At 71.1% G+C, this 20,033-nt stretch carries 23 protein-coding genes; 14 read left to right on the forward strand and 9 right to left on the reverse strand.

What is annotated here, in order from left to right; genetic code table 11:
• Window positions 1–124 precede the first annotated feature (124 nt).
• Window positions 125–1,072 carry an AraC family transcriptional regulator gene (locus tag ACFQRD_RS09560; protein WP_377803966.1) on the reverse strand — a complete coding sequence of 316 codons (948 nt, stop codon included), beginning with the start codon at window positions 1,070–1,072 and terminating at the stop codon, window positions 125–127.
• Window positions 1,073–1,291: 219 nt separating this feature from the next.
• Between ACFQRD_RS09560 and ACFQRD_RS09565 the strand changes: the two genes are divergently transcribed.
• Window positions 1,292–2,119, forward strand: coding sequence for an NAD(P)H-dependent oxidoreductase (locus tag ACFQRD_RS09565; protein ID WP_377803968.1), 828 nt, complete (start codon window positions 1,292–1,294; stop codon window positions 2,117–2,119).
• 2 nt (window positions 2,120–2,121) lie between these two features.
• Complete coding sequence (locus ACFQRD_RS09570; RefSeq protein WP_377018908.1) at window positions 2,122–3,102, forward strand: zinc-binding dehydrogenase; 981 nt, start codon at window positions 2,122–2,124, stop codon at window positions 3,100–3,102.
• A gap of 153 nt (window positions 3,103–3,255) precedes the next feature.
• Here the strand turns inward: ACFQRD_RS09570 and ACFQRD_RS09575 are convergent, their stop codons facing one another.
• The 3 genes from ACFQRD_RS09575 to ACFQRD_RS09585 form a co-directional block, all read right to left on the reverse strand.
• Complete coding sequence (locus tag ACFQRD_RS09575) at window positions 3,256–4,170, reverse strand: TolB family protein (protein WP_377803970.1); 915 nt, start codon at window positions 4,168–4,170, stop codon at window positions 3,256–3,258.
• Between the two features lie 52 nt (window positions 4,171–4,222).
• Window positions 4,223–4,708 (reverse strand): pyridoxamine 5'-phosphate oxidase family protein, encoded by a 486-nt coding sequence (locus ACFQRD_RS09580; protein ID WP_377018906.1) that lies wholly within the window; start codon window positions 4,706–4,708, stop codon window positions 4,223–4,225.
• 161 nt (window positions 4,709–4,869) lie between these two features.
• Window positions 4,870–6,246, reverse strand: a complete 1,377-nt coding sequence (locus tag ACFQRD_RS09585; RefSeq protein ID WP_377803972.1) for a cytochrome P450 — start codon at window positions 6,244–6,246, stop codon at window positions 4,870–4,872.
• 89 nt (window positions 6,247–6,335) lie between these two features.
• Between ACFQRD_RS09585 and ACFQRD_RS09590 the strand changes: the two genes are divergently transcribed.
• The 4 genes from ACFQRD_RS09590 to ACFQRD_RS09605 all read left to right on the forward strand — a co-directional run bounded on the left by ACFQRD_RS09590 (window position 6,336) and on the right by ACFQRD_RS09605 (window position 9,599).
• Window positions 6,336–6,584, forward strand: a complete 249-nt coding sequence (locus ACFQRD_RS09590) for a DUF6480 family protein (protein ID WP_377018904.1) — start codon at window positions 6,336–6,338, stop codon at window positions 6,582–6,584.
• A gap of 78 nt (window positions 6,585–6,662) precedes the next feature.
• Window positions 6,663–6,809 (forward strand): hypothetical protein, encoded by a 147-nt coding sequence (locus ACFQRD_RS09595; protein ID WP_377018903.1) that lies wholly within the window; start codon window positions 6,663–6,665, stop codon window positions 6,807–6,809.
• An 84-nt stretch (window positions 6,810–6,893) separates the two neighbouring features.
• On the forward strand, window positions 6,894–8,183 hold the full coding sequence (locus tag ACFQRD_RS09600) for a prolyl oligopeptidase family serine peptidase (protein ID WP_377803974.1): 1,290 nt from the start codon (window positions 6,894–6,896) through the stop codon (window positions 8,181–8,183).
• Between the two features lie 141 nt (window positions 8,184–8,324).
• The gene (locus ACFQRD_RS09605) at window positions 8,325–9,599 is read left to right on the forward strand and encodes an ATP-binding protein (protein WP_377018900.1); all 1,275 of its coding nucleotides are present in this window, start codon (window positions 8,325–8,327) and stop codon (window positions 9,597–9,599) included.
• 10 nt (window positions 9,600–9,609) lie between these two features.
• On the opposite strand, the gene ACFQRD_RS09610 is transcribed toward ACFQRD_RS09605, so the two are convergent.
• Window positions 9,610–10,503, reverse strand: coding sequence for a helix-turn-helix domain-containing protein (locus ACFQRD_RS09610; protein WP_377018899.1), 894 nt, complete (start codon window positions 10,501–10,503; stop codon window positions 9,610–9,612).
• 152 nt (window positions 10,504–10,655) lie between these two features.
• Between ACFQRD_RS09610 and ACFQRD_RS09615 the strand changes: the two genes are divergently transcribed.
• The gene (locus ACFQRD_RS09615; RefSeq protein WP_377018898.1) at window positions 10,656–11,678 is read left to right on the forward strand and encodes a zinc-dependent alcohol dehydrogenase family protein; all 1,023 of its coding nucleotides are present in this window, start codon (window positions 10,656–10,658) and stop codon (window positions 11,676–11,678) included.
• 4 nt (window positions 11,679–11,682) lie between these two features.
• Here ACFQRD_RS09615 and ACFQRD_RS09620 read toward each other — a convergent pair whose 3' ends face one another.
• Window positions 11,683–12,687, reverse strand: a complete 1,005-nt coding sequence (locus ACFQRD_RS09620) for an NAD(P)/FAD-dependent oxidoreductase (RefSeq protein WP_377803976.1) — start codon at window positions 12,685–12,687, stop codon at window positions 11,683–11,685.
• Between the two features lie 89 nt (window positions 12,688–12,776).
• Between ACFQRD_RS09620 and ACFQRD_RS09625 the strand changes: the two genes are divergently transcribed.
• Window positions 12,777–13,337 (forward strand): helix-turn-helix domain-containing protein, encoded by a 561-nt coding sequence (locus tag ACFQRD_RS09625; RefSeq protein WP_377018896.1) that lies wholly within the window; start codon window positions 12,777–12,779, stop codon window positions 13,335–13,337.
• A gap of 18 nt (window positions 13,338–13,355) precedes the next feature.
• Here ACFQRD_RS09625 and ACFQRD_RS09630 read toward each other — a convergent pair whose 3' ends face one another.
• On the reverse strand, window positions 13,356–14,387 hold the full coding sequence (locus ACFQRD_RS09630) for an aldo/keto reductase (RefSeq protein WP_377803978.1): 1,032 nt from the start codon (window positions 14,385–14,387) through the stop codon (window positions 13,356–13,358).
• Window positions 14,388–14,516: 129 nt separating this feature from the next.
• The gene (locus ACFQRD_RS09635) at window positions 14,517–15,674 is read right to left on the reverse strand and encodes a GTP-binding protein (protein ID WP_377803980.1); all 1,158 of its coding nucleotides are present in this window, start codon (window positions 15,672–15,674) and stop codon (window positions 14,517–14,519) included.
• Between the two features lie 58 nt (window positions 15,675–15,732).
• Here ACFQRD_RS09635 and rpmB point away from each other — a divergent pair, with 58 nt between their 5' ends.
• The 6 genes from rpmB (at window position 15,733) to ACFQRD_RS09665 (ending at window position 18,475) form a co-directional block, all read left to right on the forward strand.
• Entirely contained in the window at window positions 15,733–15,969 is a 237-nt protein-coding gene (rpmB, locus tag ACFQRD_RS09640) for a 50S ribosomal protein L28 (RefSeq protein WP_377803982.1), read from the forward strand.
• Window positions 15,970–15,980: 11 nt separating this feature from the next.
• Window positions 15,981–16,148 carry a 50S ribosomal protein L33 gene (gene rpmG, locus ACFQRD_RS09645; protein WP_377792285.1) on the forward strand — a complete coding sequence of 56 codons (168 nt, stop codon included), beginning with the start codon at window positions 15,981–15,983 and terminating at the stop codon, window positions 16,146–16,148.
• Window positions 16,148–16,453 (forward strand): 30S ribosomal protein S14, encoded by a 306-nt coding sequence (gene rpsN, locus ACFQRD_RS09650; protein WP_377803984.1) that lies wholly within the window; start codon window positions 16,148–16,150, stop codon window positions 16,451–16,453. Before rpmG ends, rpsN begins: the two co-directional genes overlap by 1 nt.
• Window positions 16,454–16,463: 10 nt before the next feature.
• Window positions 16,464–16,709 (forward strand): type B 50S ribosomal protein L31, encoded by a 246-nt coding sequence (locus ACFQRD_RS09655; RefSeq protein WP_377803986.1) that lies wholly within the window; start codon window positions 16,464–16,466, stop codon window positions 16,707–16,709.
• Window positions 16,706–16,831, forward strand: a complete 126-nt coding sequence (ykgO, locus tag ACFQRD_RS09660; protein ID WP_377803988.1) for a type B 50S ribosomal protein L36 — start codon at window positions 16,706–16,708, stop codon at window positions 16,829–16,831. Before ACFQRD_RS09655 ends, ykgO begins: the two co-directional genes overlap by 4 nt.
• A 105-nt stretch (window positions 16,832–16,936) precedes the next feature.
• Complete coding sequence (locus ACFQRD_RS09665; RefSeq protein WP_377803991.1) at window positions 16,937–18,475, forward strand: FAD-dependent monooxygenase; 1,539 nt, start codon at window positions 16,937–16,939, stop codon at window positions 18,473–18,475.
• Window positions 18,476–18,595: 120 nt separating this feature from the next.
• Here the strand turns inward: ACFQRD_RS09665 and ACFQRD_RS09670 are convergent, their stop codons facing one another.
• Window positions 18,596–19,813, reverse strand: a complete 1,218-nt coding sequence (locus ACFQRD_RS09670) for a Gfo/Idh/MocA family protein (RefSeq protein ID WP_377803993.1) — start codon at window positions 19,811–19,813, stop codon at window positions 18,596–18,598.
• Window positions 19,814–20,033 lie beyond the last annotated feature (220 nt).

Raw genomic sequence — 20,033 nt, forward strand, 5'->3', positions numbered from 1 at the left:
TGTAGCTGAGCGGCACGCGCCCTCCTCCTGAGGGGGTCGCGTGCCGCTCAGCTACATGTTCGTGCCAGTCACCTATGGGACCGCCGCCTGCCGCCCGCCTTCGGGGCCGCCTTGCACCAGTCAGCTACGCGGCAGCGCGCCGCGACTGCGCCCGGTACTGACTGGGGCGGATCCCGTACTCCCTGGTGAACGCGGCGCTGAGCGCATAGGGGCTGGAGTAGCCGACGCGCCGGGCGACGGTCTCGATGGTGTCCTCGGTGTCCTGGAGCAGGTCGGCCGCCAGGCACAGCCGCCAGCCGGCCAGGTAGGAGATCGGCGGTTCGCCCATCACGTCGGCGAAGCGGCGGGCGAGCGTCGCGCGGGAGACCCTGGCCGCCCGGGCGAGCGACTCCACGGTCCACGGTCGTGCCGGGTCCGTGTGGAGGGCGGCGAGCGCGGGGCCGACGACTGGGTCTCCGGCGGCGCCGTACCAGGCCGGCGCGCTCGCCTCGGGCAGGGCGAACCAGTCGCGCAGGGCGCCGATCAGCACCAGGTCGAGCAGGCGATCCAGGACCGCCTGCTGACCGGGCTCCCGGCTGCCCAGCTCGGCCTCCAGCATGTCCAGCGCCCGCGAGCGCTGGTGACGGCGGGGCAGGACGACCGCCGGCGGCAAGGCGCCGAGGAGGCGCTCGGAAATACGGCCCGAGGTCGGGAAGGTTCCCGTCAGCAGCACGTGCTCCCTCGCGGGTGCGGCACGCCGGCGGTCGAGCCCCTTTATCCCATCGAGTCTGCCTGCCGGCTCCAGACACCTGCCGTCCGCGCGCACGATGCAGCTGGGTGCCGCAGCCCTGTCGAGGGGATCGCTGGTGATGAGGACCGGGTCTGGGCCGGTGAGGATCAGGAGGTCGCGCGCAGCGAGGCCGACGGGTTCGACGCCGTCCTCGATGAGCCATGTCTGTCCCTGCAGCGGCGTGGCGACGGTGATCGAGGAGCCGGCCTCGAAGCGGATTGACCACGGCGCCTCGAGCAGATTCTGATCGATCAGCGCCCCCGAGGAGCGGATGTTGTCGAGCACTTCGGAGAGGGTGTCCACGACGCCACCCTAGTCGGCACCGGGGCCCACCCTGAGACGGTGGCGCATCTGTTTCAGCGTCAGGGACATTCTCCCGTCTCACCCGGAGGCGATGGAATGGGGCATATCCACAGACCGAGCCACGACCGAACCTGTCGCCCCCAGCCCTTGGCTCACCCCACGGCGTCAGCCCACCGGTACCTCTCATGGTCCCGCCGATCCTCACCCTTGGAGGCCCTCATGTCCGTCGACCATCCGCCCACTCCCGGCTGCGCACTCTGGGTGCTCGCGCATCCTCGGCGCGAATCGCTGAACGGCCACCTCTTCCGCACCGGCGTCGAGGTGCTCTCCCGCGATCACGAGGTGGCGACCTCGGACCTGTACGCCATGGGATTCGACCCGGCGTTCGGTGAGCAGGACCTCGGCGATCAGGCCGCCGCGCCGGGCAACCTCGCCGTCCACGCCGGGGAGGCCTACACGCGGGGCCGGGTCGCCGCCGACGTCCGCGCAGAGCACGCGAAGCTGGCCGCGGCAGAGCTGCTGGTCATCCAGTTCCCCCTGTGGTGGTACGGCCCGCCGGCGATCCTCAAGGGATGGCTGGACCGAGTGCTGACGGACAGCTTCGCCTACGACGCAGAGCTCGATCCCGAGGTCGGCATGCCGCGCCGCTACGGCGACGGCGGCCTCACCCGAAGAAAGGCTCTGGTCATCGTCTCCGCCGGCGACGACGAGCGCACCCTCGGGCCTCGCGGCGTCAGCGGCGACCTCGACTCCCTGCTGTTCCCGCTGACTCATGGGGCGCTGTGGTACGTCGGCATCGACGTGCTGGACCTGCACGTCATCCACGACGCCGACTCGATCTCCGCCGACGACGTCGAGCGGGAGACCCAGCGCCTGACGTCGCGGCTCGAGGGCCTCGAGGCCGAGAGCAACCGCCCCTACCGGCGGCTGCGCGACGGCGACTACCCCTCCCACCTGCGCTCGCTGGATCCCGGCCTGCTGCCGGGGCGCCTGGACCTCGGCATCCATCGCCGTGAGACCCCCGCGGGCGCCGACGGGAGCTCGTGACCATGGCCAACGCACGAGATGGCGTGGACGCGGTGTCCAGCACGGCGCCGACGGTGCCCTCCATGGAGGCCTGGACGACCTCCCCCACGGCTCCCGGCCGGCTGGAACTGGCCCAGGTCCGCACGCCCGATCCGGGACCGCAGGATGTCCTGGTCGAGGTCGCCGCGTTCGCCCCGAATCCGGGCGAACTGGTGGCGCTGGCGTCGGCGCCGGCCGGGTGGATACCCGGGTGGGACGGGGCCGGTCATGTGGTGCGCGCGGCGGCCGATGGCAGCGGTCCCCCACCCGGCGCCCGGGTCGTGTTCCTCGGGGCCGACGCGGGGTGGGCGCGACGGCGCGTCGTGCCGTCGGACTCCGTCGCCGAGGTGCCGGAGACCGCCGACCCCACCGCGATCGCGGCGATCCCGGCGCCGATGGCCAGTGCATTGCGGGCTCTGCGCCGCCTCGGGTCGCTGTTGGGGCGCCGTCTGCTCATCGTCGGGGCGAACAGCGCCGTCGGCAGCGCGGCTGTCCAGCTCGGGGCGCGCTCCGGCGCCGACGTCATCGCCGTCGCCCGGAACCGGGAGAGTCATCCCTGGCTGCGCCGGCTCGGTGCGCGCGAGGTCCTCGCCGACGTGCGGGAGGTGACCACGCGCGTCCATGCCGCTCTCGACATGGTCGGCGGGCCACATCTCGTCGCGGCGTATGCAGCCCTCGAGGCCGGTGGGACCGTGGTCGCCCTGGGACACTCTGCTTCTCAGGAGGAGCACTTCCCTCTCGGGGCGTTCGAGGCCTCCAGCGGCCGGCACAATCGGGCGATCACCAGCTTCTTCCTGGGCGCTGAGGCCGAGCTCTCCACGGAGATGGCGTGGCTGGCCGGTGAGGTCCATGCCGGTCGGCTCGACCCGGGGCCGCTCGATGTGCGTTCCTGGCACGAGCTTCCCCACTGGGTGGCCGGCGGTGCTGCGCGCAGTCACGGCAGGGTCGTCTTCCGGGTCGAGTGACCGGCTGACACAAGCCACGCTCCCGGATTGCCGCCGGTCTCGAACCAGAGGGCGGCGGCGAGGACGGCGAGGATTGGCCGAAAACGTCGCAGGATCGGCGGACAATGCGACGCCACGTGCCAATGTCGAAGAGTCGAGTACGCCCGGCGACTCTCAGCTCTCGGCTCGCGCAGCGTCGCTCTCGGTGCGCCCATCGTCCATCGGGTACTCGACGTAGGCGATGCTGCGGCTGTCCGGGGACCAGCTGTTCACGTTCATCGTGCCCTGGCCTCCCAGCACCCGCGCGAGGTCCCGCATCCCGGACCCGTCGGCTTCGCAGAGCCGCACGATGACGTCCCGGTCCGCCGGGTGGCCCTCCGTGCCGGACGGGAAGCTGACGTAGGCCAGTCGCGTGCCGTCCGGGCTGACGTGCGGGAACCAGTTCACGCGCTCGTCGGACGTGAGCTGCTCGGCGCCGCTGCCGTCGGGGCGCATGCGGAACAGCTGGGCGTGGCCGGGCCGGGTGCGGGCCCGTTCGGAGTTGAGGTAGATCCAGGTGCCGTCCGGCGCGTACTCGGCGCCGTCGTCGGGGAACTCGTCGTCGGTGAGCTGGGTATCCGGCCCGCCAGCGGCAGGGATGGTGAAGACGTTCGGGGCGGACCAGGCGCCGTCGGCCGACGTCTCCACGCCGATGTAGGCGAGGGTCGTCCCGTCAGGACTGACGCCGTGGAGGAAGTGCAGGCGGCCATCGTCATTGGTGACTCGGGTGGCCTGCCCGCCGGCGAGCGGAGCGCGGTAGATGTGCCCGTCGTCCGCCGAGACGAAGAAGTGCTCGTCGTCGGGATCGAGCACGTGGTCGTTGTTCAGCTCCGGCACGTCGCCGAGGTCGATCCGCTGCGGCGCGCCGCCGTTCAGCTCGAGCCGGAATAGATGGCCGTCGCCGTTGACGTAGAGCGCGGTGCCGTCCAGCGCCCAGTTCGGAGCCTCATAGAGCACGTCGGCCGATTCGTGGATGACCGCGGTCTCACCGGTGTCGACGTCGAGGATGCGGATGATCGCGTGCTGGCCGTCGGCAAGGGTGCGTGCCATGAAGTGCTCCTTTGTCGGGGAACGCGGAGCGGTGCGCCCCGTTGCGTGGGGATCAGAGTTCGGTGGTGCCCGTGCCGCCGGCGGTCCGCTCCCCGGAGACCTTGGCCTTGAGGATCTGGGCGATCCCGGCGACCTTCCCACCGGGCAGTCCCCAGAACTGCGCCGAATCACCGACCACTTTGAGCAGGCCGAGGTCCGGGTCATCCTTGCCATCCGGGAAGTAGGCGGCGGCTCGGTCACTCCACAGCTCGTCGATCTTGGCGTGGTCGTCGACGAACTCGGCGCGCCCCGCGACGGACAGCCACGAGCCGGCGTCGGCCACGGCGAGGTTCACATGCGGCTCTTGTCGCAGCGCATCGGCCTGACCACCCGTGAGGCCGATGAAGAACCACACGTCTGCATCGTCGGTGACCTCCTGGATCGCCATCGGATGGGACAACAGCTTGCCGTCCGGCAACGCCGTGGTCAGCATGACCAGGTCGGAGGCGCGGAGCTTGTCCACGACGTCCTGCTGCGACAGGTTCTCGATGTCTACCATGGTGACTCCTCCATCAATCGTCTCGGATCCGTGCAACCGTGGCCGACGTTACTCTGCCTTGCTGCGTGCGCGACGACGGCCGAGTCCCCCTGCCGAAGCCGCGTTCGGTCCCGATATGTTCCCTGGCTCGGAACGTACCGGAACCGAACTGGGCGCGGTGCTCAGCCCAACGGCGCCACCGTGAACCGCGAGGAGAACGGGCTCAGGCTCCCCGGGAGCGTGCTGGTATCCAGCGGCTGCTGCGCCGTCAGCGAGCGCTGCCGGACCAGCTCGCCGAGCACCATGGAGCAGGTCAGCAGCACCACGTTGCGCCCGGGGCAGATACCGGGCCCGTCGCTGAAAGGAACCAGCGGCCAGGCGCGGTCGTCCCGCTCGCCCGGCTCGTGCCCCTCCAGCCACAGCTGCGGGGCGAAGCGATGCGCCTCGGCGAGGTGGCGCTCATCGCGGTGGAAGTACGGGGCGAAGATGATCACTGCCGTCCCCGCGGGCAGGGAACCTGTGCGCCAGGTCGTCTCCTCGGTGGTGTCGCGCAGCAGCAGCGGGGTGGTGGGCCACAGCCGCAGCGACTCCAGCACGGTGGCGCGGAGGTAGGGCAGCTCCGGGGCGCGGGTCATCTCCTCCCGGGCGGTCTCGGCCGCGCCGGGGTGGCAGGTCAGCAGCGACAGGGCGCGGAAGGTGGCCCAGGCGGCGGCGTCGAAGGCGAACAGCCACTGCGGGATCTGCTGGATCGGTTCGGCGTCCCGGGAGGCAGGGGTGCGGGCCACCATCTCGGCGAGGCTGCCGGGTTCGGCCGCCTCGACGTAGCGGCGCAGCTGCGCCAGGAAGCTCTCGCGCAGCCGACGGTTCTGCGGCATCGCGTAGGCGAGGTTCGCCCGTCGGCGCAGGCGCCGGATGTCGTCGGTGATCTGGTGGTCCTCGCGGGCGGCGGCGCCCAGGACGATCTGGCGCACGATGCGCCACCAGGCGGTGGCGAAGCCGTCCCAGTCCAGGGTGCCGGTGAAATCGGCGTGCCCCAGCAGGGAGGTCACCTCGCGTTCGATCGCGGCGGTCATGACCTCCGCATGGCTGTGCACGGGCCTGGAGGATTCCAGGACCTCCTCGTTCAGGGGCCGACGGGCCCGGCGCTCCTGCGCGGAGGAGACCAGGGAGGATTCGGGCTCGAAGTGGTTCAGCGCCCCACGCTTCTCGAGCGTCGCGGGCGTGAACGGCTCCGGCGTGCCGTCGAGCACGCGGTGGACGTCCGCGGGTGCCAGCACAAGTGCGAGACGGCGGCCGGGGATCCGCAGCTGGACGGGCCCGTCGCCGTAGCGCTCGTGCAATCGCTGCATCTCGCGGACGCCGGCACTGTCGAGGTCGAAGCGCTCGACGAGGTTCACCGGTCCGGGCCGGCGCACGATCGGCCCTTTGACCACGGGTGAGAGCAGGATTCTCGTGAGCACCCGGGCGTGGTCGGAGGCGCTCAGCAGCGGAACCTGACCGGCCCCGTCGCGGTCGGGGCTGGGCTGTCCGGAGCCGGCGTGCGTCGTGTCGCGAGGCATGGCTCCAGATTCGCACGAGAAGACCCTGCGCGACCTTCCGAATGGTCCGATGGATATCGCGCGGTGGCGAACGCTGGCACGCTGTGGCCATGTCAGAGAAGACTTCCGGCCCCGGCCCCGCTGATCCGAAGCGTCAGGATCCCGACACCGACCCGTCGGCCGATCCGTGGCCGCTGCATGAGGACACCCCGGACTCCCACGAGGACCGCGGGGCCAACGCGAACCCTGATCCCGAGGAGCAGAACCTCACCGGGCTCGAGGAGGGCGGCGGTGTGCCCCCGGGCGAGACGCCGCCGGCCGAGGACCAGATGAGCTCCGACCAGGGGCACGACGAATGAGTTGAACACGTGGAGACCCGGCTGCCCCGTCGCCTCGCGCGCCGGGACGGCCGGACCGACGGATAAGGAGCACACACGATGACTGACCTGGCGGCACGGCCCGCCTTCACCGATTACCAGCGCGGGCGCGCAGCGTGGCGGCGTACCGGCATCCGGAACACCGAGTTCCGGCGCGTGATCCACCGTCTGGACGCCCTCATGGAAGAGGAGCTCACCGAGGGGTGATCACGGGAGGGCGGGCCCGATACGGTGACTCAGGCCACCTCTGATGGCTCATCCCTGATGGTTCATCCGGACGAAGGAGTTCCCATGACCGCCCCTCTCCCCCGCCGCACCCTCCTGACCGCCGGCAGCGCGGGCACCGCCGCGGCCCTGGCCGCTCTCGCCCCGACCGCCTCCGCCCAGGGTCGCAGCGGCGGGGCCCCGGCCCGCCCCGGTGGCCCACCGGCCCGTACCGCGCGCTTCACCCTGCAGGCACAGGTGCTCGACGGCGGCCAGCAGGTCACCTCTGTGGTCATCGACGCCGGTCGCCGCGGCGGCCTGATCCCGGGCGAGTTCTCCCCGGAGTCCTTCAGCGTGCACGCCACCGGCACCAATCCCGTCACCGGCACGGTCGCCTTCGACGTGGACCGCACCGTCACCGCCGCGCGCGCCGACCACAGGGGCCGGATCACCCTGGATCTCGAGCACGGCCCGGACGTGGAGGGCGCCGGCACCCTGGAGTACCTCGACGACGCGAGCCGCAACGTCCTGTTGGAGCTCGAGTACACCCTCACCCAGAACGCTCCCCTTCCCGCCCGCGGCAACGGGCACGGCACGATCGACGAGTTCGTCCAGGATGGCCTGGTCGACGCGGAGGTGGACGCGTTCAGCTCCCACGTCGCCGCCTCCGGCACCAACTATCGCCTGTTCACCCCGCACGGGCATGGCAGCGCACGCGAGCTGCCGCTGGTGGTATGGCTGCACGGCGGCGGCGAGGGCGGCCTGTTCGACGGGGAGATCGAGTACTACGACAACGAGACCCACCTGCGTGCCAATCGCGGCGCCCTGGCCTTCGCCACCGACGAGGCGCAGGAGATCTTCGGCGGCGCGATCGTGGTCGCTCCGCAGTGCACGTCCGCGTGGATGGACGACGGCCCGGCGTTCGAGCCGCTGATCGACGAGATCATCGAGGAGGTCGCCGCGGATCATCCCGTCGACCGCGAGCGCGTCCATGTGATCGGCTGCAGCAACGGCGGCTACATGAGCCTGAAGATGGTGGTGGAGAACCCCGGCGCGTTCGCCTCCGCGGTGCCGATCTGCGGCGTGATCCAGGCGCGTGGCGACTCCCCGGGCCGCCTCGTCACCGATGACGAGCTCACCGCCATCGACACGCCCACCTGGCTGATCGCCGCGGCCGACGACACGACCGTGGATCCGCAGGCGAACACGGTCCATGCCCACGGCCTGATCCCGGACTCGATCATGAGCCTGTACGACGACGTCACCTGGGAGGGCGAGAGCTACCCCGGGCACTTCTCCTGGATCTACGCCGCCCGCAACGACCCCTCGCACCAGGGCACGCATCTGTGGGAGTGGATGGCCGCCCAGCAGCGCTGAGCGCTCGAGCGACGCTCCCTCGACAGGTGGCAGGACGACTAGTAACTCCTTGGCAGGACGACTAGTAGATCGGTGGCAAGACGACTAGTAGATCCTTGGCAGAACGACCAGTAGGGGGTATCGTCGCAGGCAGGAGGCCCCATGACTCAGTCTGCGAAAGAACCGGCCAACACGTACCTGCACCGCTATATCGACGACGAACTCGACGCACTCCTCCCAAACCTTTCGGCCATCGCGATCGACGGCCCCAAAGGCGTCGGGAAGACAGCCACCGCGTCTCGGCGAACAGACGCCATTCTGGCTCTGGATGATCCCGCGATCCGGTCGCTCGTCGCCGCAGATCCGCAGTTCCACCTCTCCCGTGCCGATACCGTCCTCATCGACGAGTGGCAGCATCTCCCCGAGATCTGGGATGCGGTGCGCCGCGCCGTCGATGCCCGCAGCGAGCGCACGTATCTTCTGACCGGCAGCGCATCACCGCAGACGGGGGTCGACACGCATTCGGGGGCAGGCAGGATCGTCTCGCTGAGGATGCGGCCTCTGAGCCTGGCCGAGCGCCCGACCACCGATCCCTCCGTCCGGATCACCGACCTCTTCGAGCCGGGTTCGACGATCAGGGGGCACACCGAGTTCACGCTGGCTGACTACGCCGCAGAGATCTGCGGGTCCGGGCTGCCCGATGTCCGTGCGCTTCCGCCTCGAGCGCGACGTGCAGCTCTCGCCGGTTACGTGGACCGGATCATCGACCGGGACATCCCTGCGGAGGGGATCTCCGTGCGCCGGCCCGCCTCCTTGCGCGCCTGGCTCTCGGCCTACGCCAGTGCCACGTCGACGACCACCGACTACACGAAGATCCTCGACGCGGCTACGCCGGGTGACTCGAGCAAGCCCTCCAAGGCCACCGCGCTCTCGTATCGGGACATCCTCACGAAGCTGTGGATTCTCGATCCTGTCCACGCATGGCTGCCGGGGTTCTCGCAGATGAGCCGGCTGACCCAGGCATCGAAGCATCACCTTGCCGATCCTGCCCTGGTGACGACACTGCTCAACGCCTCGGAGAGCTCGCTGCTCTCCGGAGCCGACGGCGCTGCCGAGCTATTCGGGCGATTGTTCGAATCACTGGCAACGCTGACGATCCGTGCTGCGGGAGCAGCGGCAGAGGCACGGGTGTTCCACCTGCGCACTCGGGGCGGGACCCGCGAGGTGGATCTGGTCCTGGAGCGATATGACGGCAGTGTCGTCGCCTTCGAGGTGAAGCTCGCTCGCACGGTCGACGATGGCGACGTCCGCCATCTGCACTGGCTGGGCGAACAGATCGGCCCTCGACTCCGCAGCAAAGTCGTGCTGACGACAGGATCGGACGCGTACCGGCGCCCGGACGGGGTCTGCGTCGTCCCGCTGGCTCTGCTCGGGTGAGCCCTGCCGCTCAGCCGTCCTCGGCGAGCGCGGCCCGTCGTGCCTCCTCGCGGCGGGAGGCCTCCCAGCTGGCCAGCAGCTGCAGTCGCTCGGCGCTCTGGGACCCGGGCTCGGCGGTGTAGATCATCAGCACGCAGCCGGGCTCCGCCGTGATCGCGAGCTCCTCGTAGGCCAGGGACACCTCACCCACGACGGGATGGTTGTACCGCTTGGTCCCCGCGCCGTGCTGGCGCACATCGTGGCGGCCCCACAGGGTGCGGAAGAGGTCCGAGCGGGTGGACAGCTCGCCCACGAGGTCCTGCAGCTCCGTGTCGTGAGGGTCGCGGGAGGCCTCCATGCGCATGATCGCCACGCACATCTCGGCGAACAGCTCCCAGTCCGGGTAGAAGTCCTTCGAGGCCGGGTCCAGGAACTGGAAGCGCGCCAGGTTCGGGGTGCGCCCGCCGTCCCCGATCAGTGGCGAGAAGAAGGCCCGGCCCAGGTCGTTGGTGGCCAGCACGTCCTGGCGCGGGTCGCGCACGAAAGCGACCCCGTCGGTCAGCGAATCCAGGGCCCATTGCAGGCTGGGTCGCAGCGCCGTCCGGCTGCTCGAGGGCCGACGGGCCCTGCCCGAGGCGGGGATGCCGTCGGCCGCGCGCGCGAGATCGAGCAGATGGGTCCGCTCGGTCTCGTTCAGCTGCAGCGCCCGGGCGAGCGCATCCAGCACGGCGGCGGAGGCGCCGCCGATCCCGCCGCGCTCGAGCTTGGCGTAGTACTCGACGCTGACCCCGGCGAGCAGCGCCACCTCGCTGCGGCGCAGCCCCGGCACCCGCCGCGCGCCGACGGAGGGCACGCCGGCCTGCTGCGGCGTGATCTTGGCGCGGCGGGAGGTGAGGAACTCGCGCACCTGAGACCTGTTATCCATGGCGACACCTTAGGCCGCGCTCTCGGGGCACCGGGATGCTCCGGGGGGCTCTGGGGTGCCCTGCGAGTACACCCCTCATCAGTCACTCCCCACCAGCCGCCCTCCCGGCGCACCATGGGAACGTCCATGCACAGACCCCTCAAGGAGACATCATGCGCGCCGTGATCATGCACGCCCCCGGCGACGTCCGCGTCGAGGACCGGGAGGACCCCACCATTCTCGAGCCGACGGACGCGGTCATCCGCCTGGCCGCGACCTGCATCTGCGGCTCGGACCTGTGGCCCTACCGCGGCGCCGACCAGCCTGACCACCAGCACATGGGCCACGAGTACGTCGGCGTGGTCGAGGAGATCGGCGACGCGGTCGAGACGCTCGAGGTCGGCGACTTCGTCGTCGGCTCCTTCGTGATCTCCTGCGGCCAGTGCGAGATCTGCCGCGAGGGCCACCCCTCGCGCTGCGTCAACGCGATCTTCGTCGACGGCGAGATCGGCACCCAGGCCGAGCGCGCCCGGATCCCCTTCGCCGACGGCACGCTCGTGAAGACCCCCGGTACCCCGGACCCCGATCTCATCCCCTCCCTGCTGGCCGCCTCCGACGTGCTGGGAACCGGCTGGTTCGCGGCCGATGCCGCCCAGGCCGGCCCCGGCAAGACGGTCGCCGTGGTGGGCGACGGGGCCGTCGGCCTGCTGGGCGTGCTCTCCGCGCAGCAGATGGGCGCCGAGCGGATCATCATCTTCAGCCGCCACGCCGACCGCCAGTCACTGGCCCGCGAGTTCGGCGCCACTGACGTCATCGAGGAGCGCGGTGACGCCGGGGTGGAGAGGCTGAAGGAGCTCACCGGCGGACTCGGCGCGCACAGCGTGATCGAGGCCGTGGGCACCCAGGAGTCGATGATGCAGGCGATCCGCGGCACCCGCCCCGGCGGCCACATCGGTTTCGTCGGCGTCTCGCACGACGTCGAGCTGCCCGGCCAGGAGCTGTTCTTCTCCGCCGTGCATCTGCACGGCGGCCCCGCCCCGGTGCGCCGCTACCTGCCCGAGCTGATCCAGCTGATCTGGGATCGGAAGATCGACCCGGGCAAGGTCTTCGACCTCACCCTGCCCCTCGAGCAGGCTCCTGAGGGCTACCGGGCCATGGATGAGCGCCGCGCCACCAAGGTGCTGCTGAGCGTCTGAGCTCTCACGCCGCCGTGTCCGCCTTCCGCGCGGCCACGGCGGCGTCGGCCGCGGCGAGCTGGGCGTTGATGTGCGCCCCGGCGAGCGCTCCGGCCGCGGCCGACGCCCCCACCTGCGCGCTCAGCTCCGCGACATTGCCGGCGGCCCAGACGCCGGGAACCTCGGTGGTCCCGGCCATGCCGGTGACGATGTGGCGACCCATCCCGTGGGGCAGCTCCTCCATCGGCAGGCCGAGGGGCTCGAGGCCCTCGGTGCGCGCGTGCATGGTGGTGCCGACGGCCAGGACGCGGCGCTCCACGACCTCTCCGCCGGCCAGACGGACTCCGGCGATACCACCGCCCTCATCCGCGATGACCTCGGCGAGTTGGTCATCGACGATCCGGATGCCGAGGGCGTCGAACCGCTCGCGGGTCTCGTCGTCGAGCTCGGTACCGCGCTGGAAGTAGACGAGGTCGTCGGTGAGCTGGCGGAACAGCAGCGCCTGGTGGGCGGAGATGGGCCCGCGGGCGAGAAGCCCGATGGGTTCGTCGCGCACCTCCCAGCCGTGGCAGTACGGGCAGTGGACCACGCCGTGGCCCCAGTGCTCGGCCAGGCCCGGGACGTCGGGCAGCTCGTCGCGCAGCCCGGTGGCGATGAGCAGCCGGCGAGCAGTGAGGCGGCGACCGTCGGTCAGCTCGAGGGTGAAGCGCAGATCGCCGTCGGCCGACGGATCGGCGGGGCGCGCCGCGGCGACCGTGCCGGTCACGATGCGGCCGCCGTAGCTGCGCACCTCGCCGCGGCCGCGCTCAAGGTACTCCCCGGGCGGGGTGCCCTCATGGCCGAGCAGGCCGTGGATCCCGTCGGCCGGGGCGTTGCGCGGCGTACCGGCGTCGATGACGACGACGGAGCGCCGGGAGCGGGCGAGCATCAGTGCGCCGCTCAGGCCGGCGGCGCCGCCGCCGAGCACGGCGACATCCACCGTGCCCTCCGGCAGGACCTCGAAGTCAGGGGTGGAGCGTGTGTCAGTCATGGAGAGTCCTTCTCGTCGTGGGGAGCCTCCCGCGGAGGCGTCACCCTGAGACTAGGCAGGTGTTGCCTCGCAGGCATAGACTCTTGCCTATGACGCAAGAAGATGGCGCCGTCGACGGCCTCGTGCGCAAACGGATCCGTGGCCTGCGCCTCGCGCAGGGCTGGTCGCTGGCCGACCTCGCCGAACGGGCTCACCTCAGCCAGTCCACTCTCTCGAGGATCGAGAACGGGCAGCGGCGGCTATCCCTGGATCAGCTGGTCACCCTCGCCCGCACGCTGGATACGAGCCTGGACCAGCTGGTGGAATCCGCGACCGACGACGTCGTCTCCAACCCCGTCATGGACCGCCACCTGGACGCGCTGCGGTGGAGTCTACAGAGCAGCCCGGACACCGTCGTGCTGCGCCGGCGCCTGACCGAGCCGCCGCCCGCCCCCACCAAGATGCGATCCCACCCGGGACAGGAGTGGATGGTCGTTCTCTCCGGCACCGCAGTCGTGCTGCTGGGCGAGCGCCGCTACCGCGTCGAGACCAATCAGAGCGCCGAGTTCCCGACCATGCTCCCCCACGCCTTCGGCAGCGAGGGCGGCCCGGCCGACGTGCTCATGGTGCTCGACCGCGAGGCGCGGCGGGGGCACCGATCGGAGAACTGACCGTCGGGTCGCTCCGGTTCAGCTCTCCTTCGTCAGCGGCCGGCGCCGCTGTTTGATCCCGGCCGGACCGTAGGGATAGTCGTCCATCTGCGGGGCGCTGACCTCGTCGAGGCGGCGCAGCTCGTCGTCGCTGAGCTGCAGGTCGGCGGCTGCCATGTTGTCGCGCAGCTGCTCCACGGTGCGCACGCCGAGGATCACGGAGGTGACGGCGGGCTGGGCGGCGGCCCAGGCCAGTGCGACCTGGGAGAGGGAGGCGCCGTGGGCGTCGGCGATCGCGCGCACCTCGTCGATCGTGCGCCAGGTGCGCTCGTCGTCGTTGCGCTTCTGCCATGCCTCCATCCCGCGCTGCGGATTCTCCCCCAGGCGCGTGGCGCCGGTGGGTTCCTGATCGCGCTGGTACTTCCCGGTCAGCCAGCCGCCGGCCAGCGGCGACCAGGGCAGCAGGCCCATGCCCGCGTCCTGGACGGCGGGGACGATCTCGTGCTCGATGTCCCGCACCAGCAGGTTGTACTGGGGCTGCAGAGTGACGGGGCGGGCCCAGCCGTGGGCGTCGGCGATGTGGACGGCCTTGGTCAGCTGCCAGCCGAGGTAGTTCGAGAAGCCGTAGTAGGAGATCTTGCCGGCGGAGATCGCGTCGTCCAGGAAGCGCAGCGTCTCCTCGACCGGGGTCAGCGCGTCCCAGGCGTGCATCTGGTACAGGTCCACGTGCTCGACGCCGAGGCGGCGCAGGGACTTCTCCAGCGCGGTGCGCAGGTGGCGGTGGGAGTTGCCGATGTCGTTGGGGCCGTCGCCGGTGCGGGCGCGGCCCTTGGTCGCCAGGACGACCTGCTCGGCCTCGGTGGGGTGCTCGGCCAGCCAGCGGCCGATGATCTCCTCGGAGGTGCCGCCGGTGTAGACGTCGGCGGTGTCGAAGAAATTGCCACCGCCCTCGACGAAGGCGGTCATGATGTCGGAGGAGGTCGCCTCGTCGGCCTCCTTGCCGAAGGTCATCGTGCCCAGCGTCTGCGCCGAGACGACGGTTCCGCTGCAGCCGAGAAGTCGGTAATCCATGGTCACTCCCGTGGTCGGATCCAAGCCCTGCCGAGGCGCCGCCGATGGCGCCGAGGGCTGAGACGAGTCTGTCAGCGCCCACCGGCTGCGTCGAGGGCGGGTCGGGTGGCGGACCGGGTGATCGGGTCCTCAGCGCAGCACGCCGCGCGCCCCGAGCCAAGGCGCCAGCGGGTCCTCGGCGCCCAGCCATGACTCCAGGCCTGCGGCCCACTCGTGTTCGGTGAGCAGGCTGCGGCCGAACGCCCCGCGCACCCGCTCGACATCTGCCGCGTCGACCCCGGTGACCACGAGCCGCGTGGTCGGCAGCTCGCGCGCCGTCTTCCAGGTGGCGCCGATGGAGACCTGCCCGCCGGCGCCGTCCCACTGGCAGATGGTGTCGGGCCGGTCGGGGACCCAGAACCGCCCGCGGCTGCGCAGGCGCCCGCCGCCGAGCGCCTCGATGTTCTCGAGCAGGCGATCGGGATGGAAGGGCCGCTCGGAGTGCAGGTCGAGGGTCCAGGTGCCGTGTGCCGATGGCCCGCCGTAGGGCTCGACCACGCGGGCGTCGCGGCGCAGCAGGGCCGCCTGGTGGTCGAGCGCCCCTCTATGCATCGAGCCGCTCTCGAGGTCATGGAGTCCGACGGCCAGCAGCTGGTCAGGTGCGCGCAGATGTTCGAGCAGCTCCCGGCCGGCCGCGATCCCCTGCATGGCAGGCTCGCCATCGGCGTCGGAAGACCCGTCGGCGTCGAGCACGAGCAGACCCGAGTACTCGATCTGGGCGGCGAGCGCCTCGCCCACGCTGCGCTCGTCGCCCTCGGCCCATTGCAGCTGCCGCTCGGCAAGAGTGGCATCGCCGAGGAGGTCCTCGTGGAGGCTCTCGGCCGAGAGCACGGTCGACGCGCTCGCCAGGTGCCATGCGCGCTGGTGCGGCGCCAGGGTGCCGGCGACGATCGAGGGGTCCGCCGAGATCGGTGGCGCGAGCAGGATCACGCTGATGCGAGGGTCGCTCGCGAGGCGGTTCAAGGCCGGCACGGCGTCCTCCCGCATCGCGCACGAGGCGCAGGGGTGCTCGAGGATGACCTCCTCGTCCTCCGCGATGCCGTCGGCGGACAGGACGAGCCGCCGCAGGGTGACCGACTCGACGTCGACCTCGTAGCGCAGCGCCACGGCGCCCGGGACGTCCAGCAGCAGGCTCGCGACCAGCGAATCCCTCAGCACCGCGTCGATCGCGGTGACGACGGCGACAGGCGTGGAAGATTCCGCCGCTCCCGGTCGTTGACGACGGTGGATCTCATGAGGCTCGGACATACCGGTACTGCTCCAGACGCTTGACGATAATGATTCTCAGTAGCTAGAATCTGCCGTCATGTCCCGACGCTGTCAAGTCACCGGAGCCGCGCCGAGCTTCGGCAAGAACGTCTCCCACTCGCATCGACGCACCTCGCGCCGCTTCGATCCCAACATCCAGTCCAAGCGGTTCTACGTCCCATCCCTGGGCCGCACCGTCCGCCTGCAGGTCTCCACAAAGGGCCTGCGCACCATCGATCGTCGCGGGATCGAGGCCGTCGTGGCCGAGATCCGCCGGCGCGGCGAGAAGATCTGAGAGGAACACCCATGGCGAAGAAGACCGACGTGCGCGCCACCGTGAAGATGCGCTCCACGGCCGGCACCGGCTACACGTACATGACCACCAAGAACCGCCGGAACACCCCCGATCGCCTGGTCGCGCGGAAGTACGACCCGACGCTCCGCTCCGTCGTCGAGTTCCGCGAGGAGCGCTGATGGCCAAGACGTCGAAGATCGCGGCGAACGAGCGCAGGAAGGAGCTCGTGGCCCGCTACGCCGTCGAGCGCCGCGCCCTCAAGCGCGCCATCAAGAACCCGAGCACGCCGATGGCCGAGAAGGTCCAGGCCCAGCGCGCCCTGCAGCGCCTGCCGCGGGACGCCAGCCCCACGCGGCTGCGCAACCGCGACGCGATCGACGGCAGGCCCCGCGGGCACCTGCGCCGATTCGGGCTCTCCCGGGTCCGGTTCCGCGCCGCCGCCCACCGCGGCGAGCTGCCCGGCATCACGAAATCCAGCTGGTGAGGAGAACACCATGAAGCAGAGCATCCATCCTGACTACCGGCCCGTCGTCTTCCGCGACGCCGCCGCCGGCTACTCGTTCCTGACCCGCTCCACCCGCGACTCCGAGAAGACGGTGACCTGGGAGGACGGCAAGGACTACCCCGTGATCGACGTCGAGGTCTCCTCGGCCTCGCACCCCTTCTACACCGGCCAGGCCAAGGTGCTGGACACCGCCGGGCGCGTGGAGAAGTTCCGTCGGCGCTACGGGCAGCGATGAAGGTCCGCTCCTCCCTGCGCTCGCTGGTCCGCAAGCCTGGCGCGCAGGTCGTGCGCCGCCGAGGGCGGATCTACGTCATCAACAAGCAGGACCCGCGCTTCAAGGGCCGCCAGAAGGGCTGACCCGCGACCCCGGCCGTGCCGGGACTAGGAACCCCTGGTCCCGGCACGGCCGTCGCATTACGGTGAAGCCACCCGCTCCGGGTACCACCGGCGAGAGGCTGGCCCATGACCGCAGTGCCGCTGAGCGAACTCCCCCTGCTCGAGACCGACGTGCTGGTGGTCGGGGCCGGGCCGACGGGGCTGATGGCCGCTCTTGTCCTGGCCCGGCGCGGTGTGCGCGCCGAGGTTATCGACCCCAAGTCCGGCCCGACCCGTGAGTCCCGCGCCCTGGTGGTCCAGGCCCGGTCGATGGAGATCTACGATCAGCTGGGACTGGCGCAGCAGGTGCTGGAGGCGGCGAATCCTGCCACGGGGTTCCAGCTGCGGCAGTCCGCGAACCCGGAGGGGTTCCAGTTCGCTCCTGCCCAGGCCGGGGACACCCCGTTCCCCGGGGCGGAGATCTTCGAGCAGAGCCGTAACGAGGAGCTGCTGGCCTCCGCGCTCGAGGGCGAGGGGCGTCCTGTCCGATGGGGCCACCGTCTGGTCACTCTCCTCGAGGGCATCGACCCCGCGGATGAGCAGGTCGAGGCACTGGTCGAAGGACCCCAGGGGCTATGCCGGCTCCGCGCCCGCTGGTGCATCGGCGCCGACGGGGCGAGCTCCACGGTGCGTCACCAGCTCGGCCTGCCCTTCGAGGGGGTCACGGACGACGCCACCTTCTGCGTCGCCGATCTCCACGGCGTCACCGGGATCCCCGACAACACCGTCGCCGCCCGCTTCGGCGATGCCTCCTTCGCCGTGTTCATCCCGCTGGGCCCGGGCGGCCACGCCCGCCTGGTGTGCCTCAGCCCCACCGAGTCCCCGGATCAGGACGAGGTCCTGGCCGAGGCCCGCGCCGATCTCGGCATCAATTTCGAGCGCGTGGACTGGTTCTCTGCCTACCGGGTCCACCACCGCGTCGCCTCCCAGTTCCGCAAGGGGCGCGCGCTGCTCGCCGGCGACGCCGCCCACGTGCACTCCCCCATCGGCGGCCAAGGGATGAACGCCGGCCTGCAGGACGCCCATCACCTGGCGAACCTCCTGGCCGACGTCGTCCGCGGCCACCTCACTCCCTCGGCCGTCGGACGCTACGAACGGGAGCGGCGACCCGTCGCTCTCACCCTGATCGAGGGCACCGACCGCGCCTTCGGGATCATCGCCCGCCGCGGCCGCGGGGCCGCGGCGCTGCGACGCCGGTTCAGCGGGATCATCTCGCTCCTCGGCCCGACGCTGTTCCGGTCAGCCCTGGGCCCGCGCCTGGGCGGGCTGCTCGGCCAGTACCGGATCCGCTACCGGCAGGTGCCGGCCGGCACGACGCCGCCGGCCTGGGCCGATGATCCGGCAGTGGGCCTCCGGCTGCTGGCCGACGGGGAGAGGGCGGACGCTCTGCGCGCGATGACCTGGCAGCTGCACACCTACGGAAGCCGGGCGCGCCGCCCTGCCGTTCCGGACTGGATCGAGGGCCCGTTCGCCTTCGCCGCGGATCCCCGGGGCCGGCTGCGGCCGGACCGGATGTACCTGATCCGGCCCGACGGCTTCGTCGCCGCCGCGTTCCCGCTGCATGCCGGCGCCGCGAGCACCTACGACGTGAGCTCGGCGCTTGCGGCGTTCGAGGTCGTCGCGTGAGGCCGCCGCTAGCCGACAGACCCCCTTACCCCGGGCCCCGCGCCTGACGCAAGTGACGTCCGGGGCGGGCTCAGAGAATCAGGACGGCTGATAGGCCACAGCCGGTTCGCCGCACCCGCGTCAGGCCTGCCCGCCGTCGAAGTACGCCCGCACGTCCTCCGGCACGGCGGGCACCTCGAACGGCACTCCCCCGCTGCGGATCGACTCGGCGCCGCGCACCCCGGTGGCCACGGCCTCGCGGGCTGCGATGGCGGAGACCTCTGTGCTCCCGCCGTCGCGGGCGAATCGCAGGAACTCCGCGACCAGGCGCGGATCGGCGCCGCCGTGCCACCCCTCGGCGCGTTCGATGACCTCGACGGCGTCGGGGCGGCCGGGTCCGGAGCGGCGCGATTCCCAGATGTGGATCTGGTCCCCGCCGTCGTTGCCCATGTTCTCGATCCGTCCCGCGTCGCCGATCACGGTGTAGTTGCGCCAGTAGTCGGGGGTGAAGTGGCACTGCTGGTAGGAGGCCAGTACCCCGTTGTCCAGCGTCATCGACAGCATCGAGATGTCCTCGACGTCGATGACGGGGTTCAGCTCCTTCTGGGCGGTGGGAGGCCAGGTGTCCTCGTCGTACCAGTCGCCCATCCGGCGGTCCGAGTTGTCCCGGCGATCGGTGATGTCCCCATAGACCGCGAGGTCGCCGATGCCCGAGACGCGGCGGGTGTAGCCGCCGGCGAGCCAGTGGATGACGTCGATGTCGTGGGCGCCCTTCTGCAGCAGCAGGCTCATCGCCTTGTCCCGCTCGGCGTGCCAGTCCTTGAAGTAGAAGTCCCCGCCGGCGCCCACGAAGTGGCGGCACCAGATGGCGCGTACCCGGCCGATGCGACCGGAGTCGATGATCTCCTTCAGCTGCCGCACCACCGGCATGTGGCGCATGTTGTGGCCGATGTACAGCCGAGCGCGCTTGTCCCGGGCCATGGCGAGCATGGCGTCGGTGTCCTCGATCCCGATCGCCATCGGCTTCTCGCAGAAGGTGGCCACGCCTGCCTCGAGCGTCTTCAGGGCGACGCCAGCGTGCGCGTAGTCGGGGGTCAGGATCATGACCGCGTCGACGTCGTTCCCGGCCAGCAGCTGGTCGACGTCCTCGACCAGCGCGATGTCCTCCCCGAGCTGCTCCCGCGCCATCTCCTTGCCGCGCTCCGACGGGTCGGCGACCACGGTGATCCGGGAACCCTCGCCGGGGCGGTGGGCGTGCTCGGCCAACGGCGAGCGCGCCCCGAACCCGACCACCCCGATCCTCAGATCCGACATGGCAGGGGCCGACGGGGTGGGCTGAGGTGGCGTGAGGCCGGGCATGAGTCTCCGTTCAGTGGCGGGGGTGCGAGGGGCACGGCAGGTGATGGAGGGGGCGAACTGCGGGGCGGCATCGGATGACGGGAGCGGTGGGACGAGGGGGACCGGGCCGGGAACCGGTGACGCAGTCCGACGCGCCGTGCCATTCCCCCGATTCGTGGCGGTAGTGCAACGTATCGGGGGAATGGCGGGCGACGACGCGTGTGTCGGGGTGGCCCGGGCA

The organism is Brachybacterium sp. GCM10030268 (genome assembly GCF_042666305.1).
In the GTDB taxonomy this organism is placed as follows: domain Bacteria; phylum Actinomycetota; class Actinomycetes; order Actinomycetales; family Dermabacteraceae; genus Brachybacterium.

Coding starts and splice junctions, on each gene's coding strand:
- ACFQRD_RS09565 (WP_377803968.1), top strand. CDS start 1,292: ATGTCCGTCGACCATCCGCCCACTCCCGGCTGCGCACTCTGGGTGCTC.
- ACFQRD_RS09570 (WP_377018908.1), top strand. CDS start 2,122: ATGGCCAACGCACGAGATGGCGTGGACGCGGTGTCCAGCACGGCGCCG.
- ACFQRD_RS09575 (WP_377803970.1), bottom strand. CDS start 4,170: ATGGCACGCACCCTTGCCGACGGCCAGCACGCGATCATCCGCATCCTC.
- ACFQRD_RS09580 (WP_377018906.1), bottom strand. CDS start 4,708: ATGGTAGACATCGAGAACCTGTCGCAGCAGGACGTCGTGGACAAGCTC.
- ACFQRD_RS09585 (WP_377803972.1), bottom strand. CDS start 6,246: ATGCCTCGCGACACGACGCACGCCGGCTCCGGACAGCCCAGCCCCGAC.
- ACFQRD_RS09590 (WP_377018904.1), top strand. CDS start 6,336: ATGTCAGAGAAGACTTCCGGCCCCGGCCCCGCTGATCCGAAGCGTCAG.
- ACFQRD_RS09595 (WP_377018903.1), top strand. CDS start 6,663: ATGACTGACCTGGCGGCACGGCCCGCCTTCACCGATTACCAGCGCGGG.
- ACFQRD_RS09600 (WP_377803974.1), top strand. CDS start 6,894: ATGACCGCCCCTCTCCCCCGCCGCACCCTCCTGACCGCCGGCAGCGCG.
- ACFQRD_RS09605 (WP_377018900.1), top strand. CDS start 8,325: ATGACTCAGTCTGCGAAAGAACCGGCCAACACGTACCTGCACCGCTAT.
- ACFQRD_RS09610 (WP_377018899.1), bottom strand. CDS start 10,503: ATGGATAACAGGTCTCAGGTGCGCGAGTTCCTCACCTCCCGCCGCGCC.
- ACFQRD_RS09615 (WP_377018898.1), top strand. CDS start 10,656: ATGCGCGCCGTGATCATGCACGCCCCCGGCGACGTCCGCGTCGAGGAC.
- ACFQRD_RS09620 (WP_377803976.1), bottom strand. CDS start 12,687: ATGACTGACACACGCTCCACCCCTGACTTCGAGGTCCTGCCGGAGGGC.
- ACFQRD_RS09625 (WP_377018896.1), top strand. CDS start 12,777: ATGACGCAAGAAGATGGCGCCGTCGACGGCCTCGTGCGCAAACGGATC.
- ACFQRD_RS09630 (WP_377803978.1), bottom strand. CDS start 14,387: ATGGATTACCGACTTCTCGGCTGCAGCGGAACCGTCGTCTCGGCGCAG.
- ACFQRD_RS09635 (WP_377803980.1), bottom strand. CDS start 15,674: ATGTCCGAGCCTCATGAGATCCACCGTCGTCAACGACCGGGAGCGGCG.
- rpmB (WP_377803982.1), top strand. CDS start 15,733: ATGTCCCGACGCTGTCAAGTCACCGGAGCCGCGCCGAGCTTCGGCAAG.
- rpmG (WP_377792285.1), top strand. CDS start 15,981: ATGGCGAAGAAGACCGACGTGCGCGCCACCGTGAAGATGCGCTCCACG.
- rpsN (WP_377803984.1), top strand. CDS start 16,148: ATGGCCAAGACGTCGAAGATCGCGGCGAACGAGCGCAGGAAGGAGCTC.
- ACFQRD_RS09655 (WP_377803986.1), top strand. CDS start 16,464: ATGAAGCAGAGCATCCATCCTGACTACCGGCCCGTCGTCTTCCGCGAC.
- ykgO (WP_377803988.1), top strand. CDS start 16,706: ATGAAGGTCCGCTCCTCCCTGCGCTCGCTGGTCCGCAAGCCTGGCGCG.
- ACFQRD_RS09665 (WP_377803991.1), top strand. CDS start 16,937: ATGACCGCAGTGCCGCTGAGCGAACTCCCCCTGCTCGAGACCGACGTG.
- ACFQRD_RS09670 (WP_377803993.1), bottom strand. CDS start 19,813: ATGCCCGGCCTCACGCCACCTCAGCCCACCCCGTCGGCCCCTGCCATG.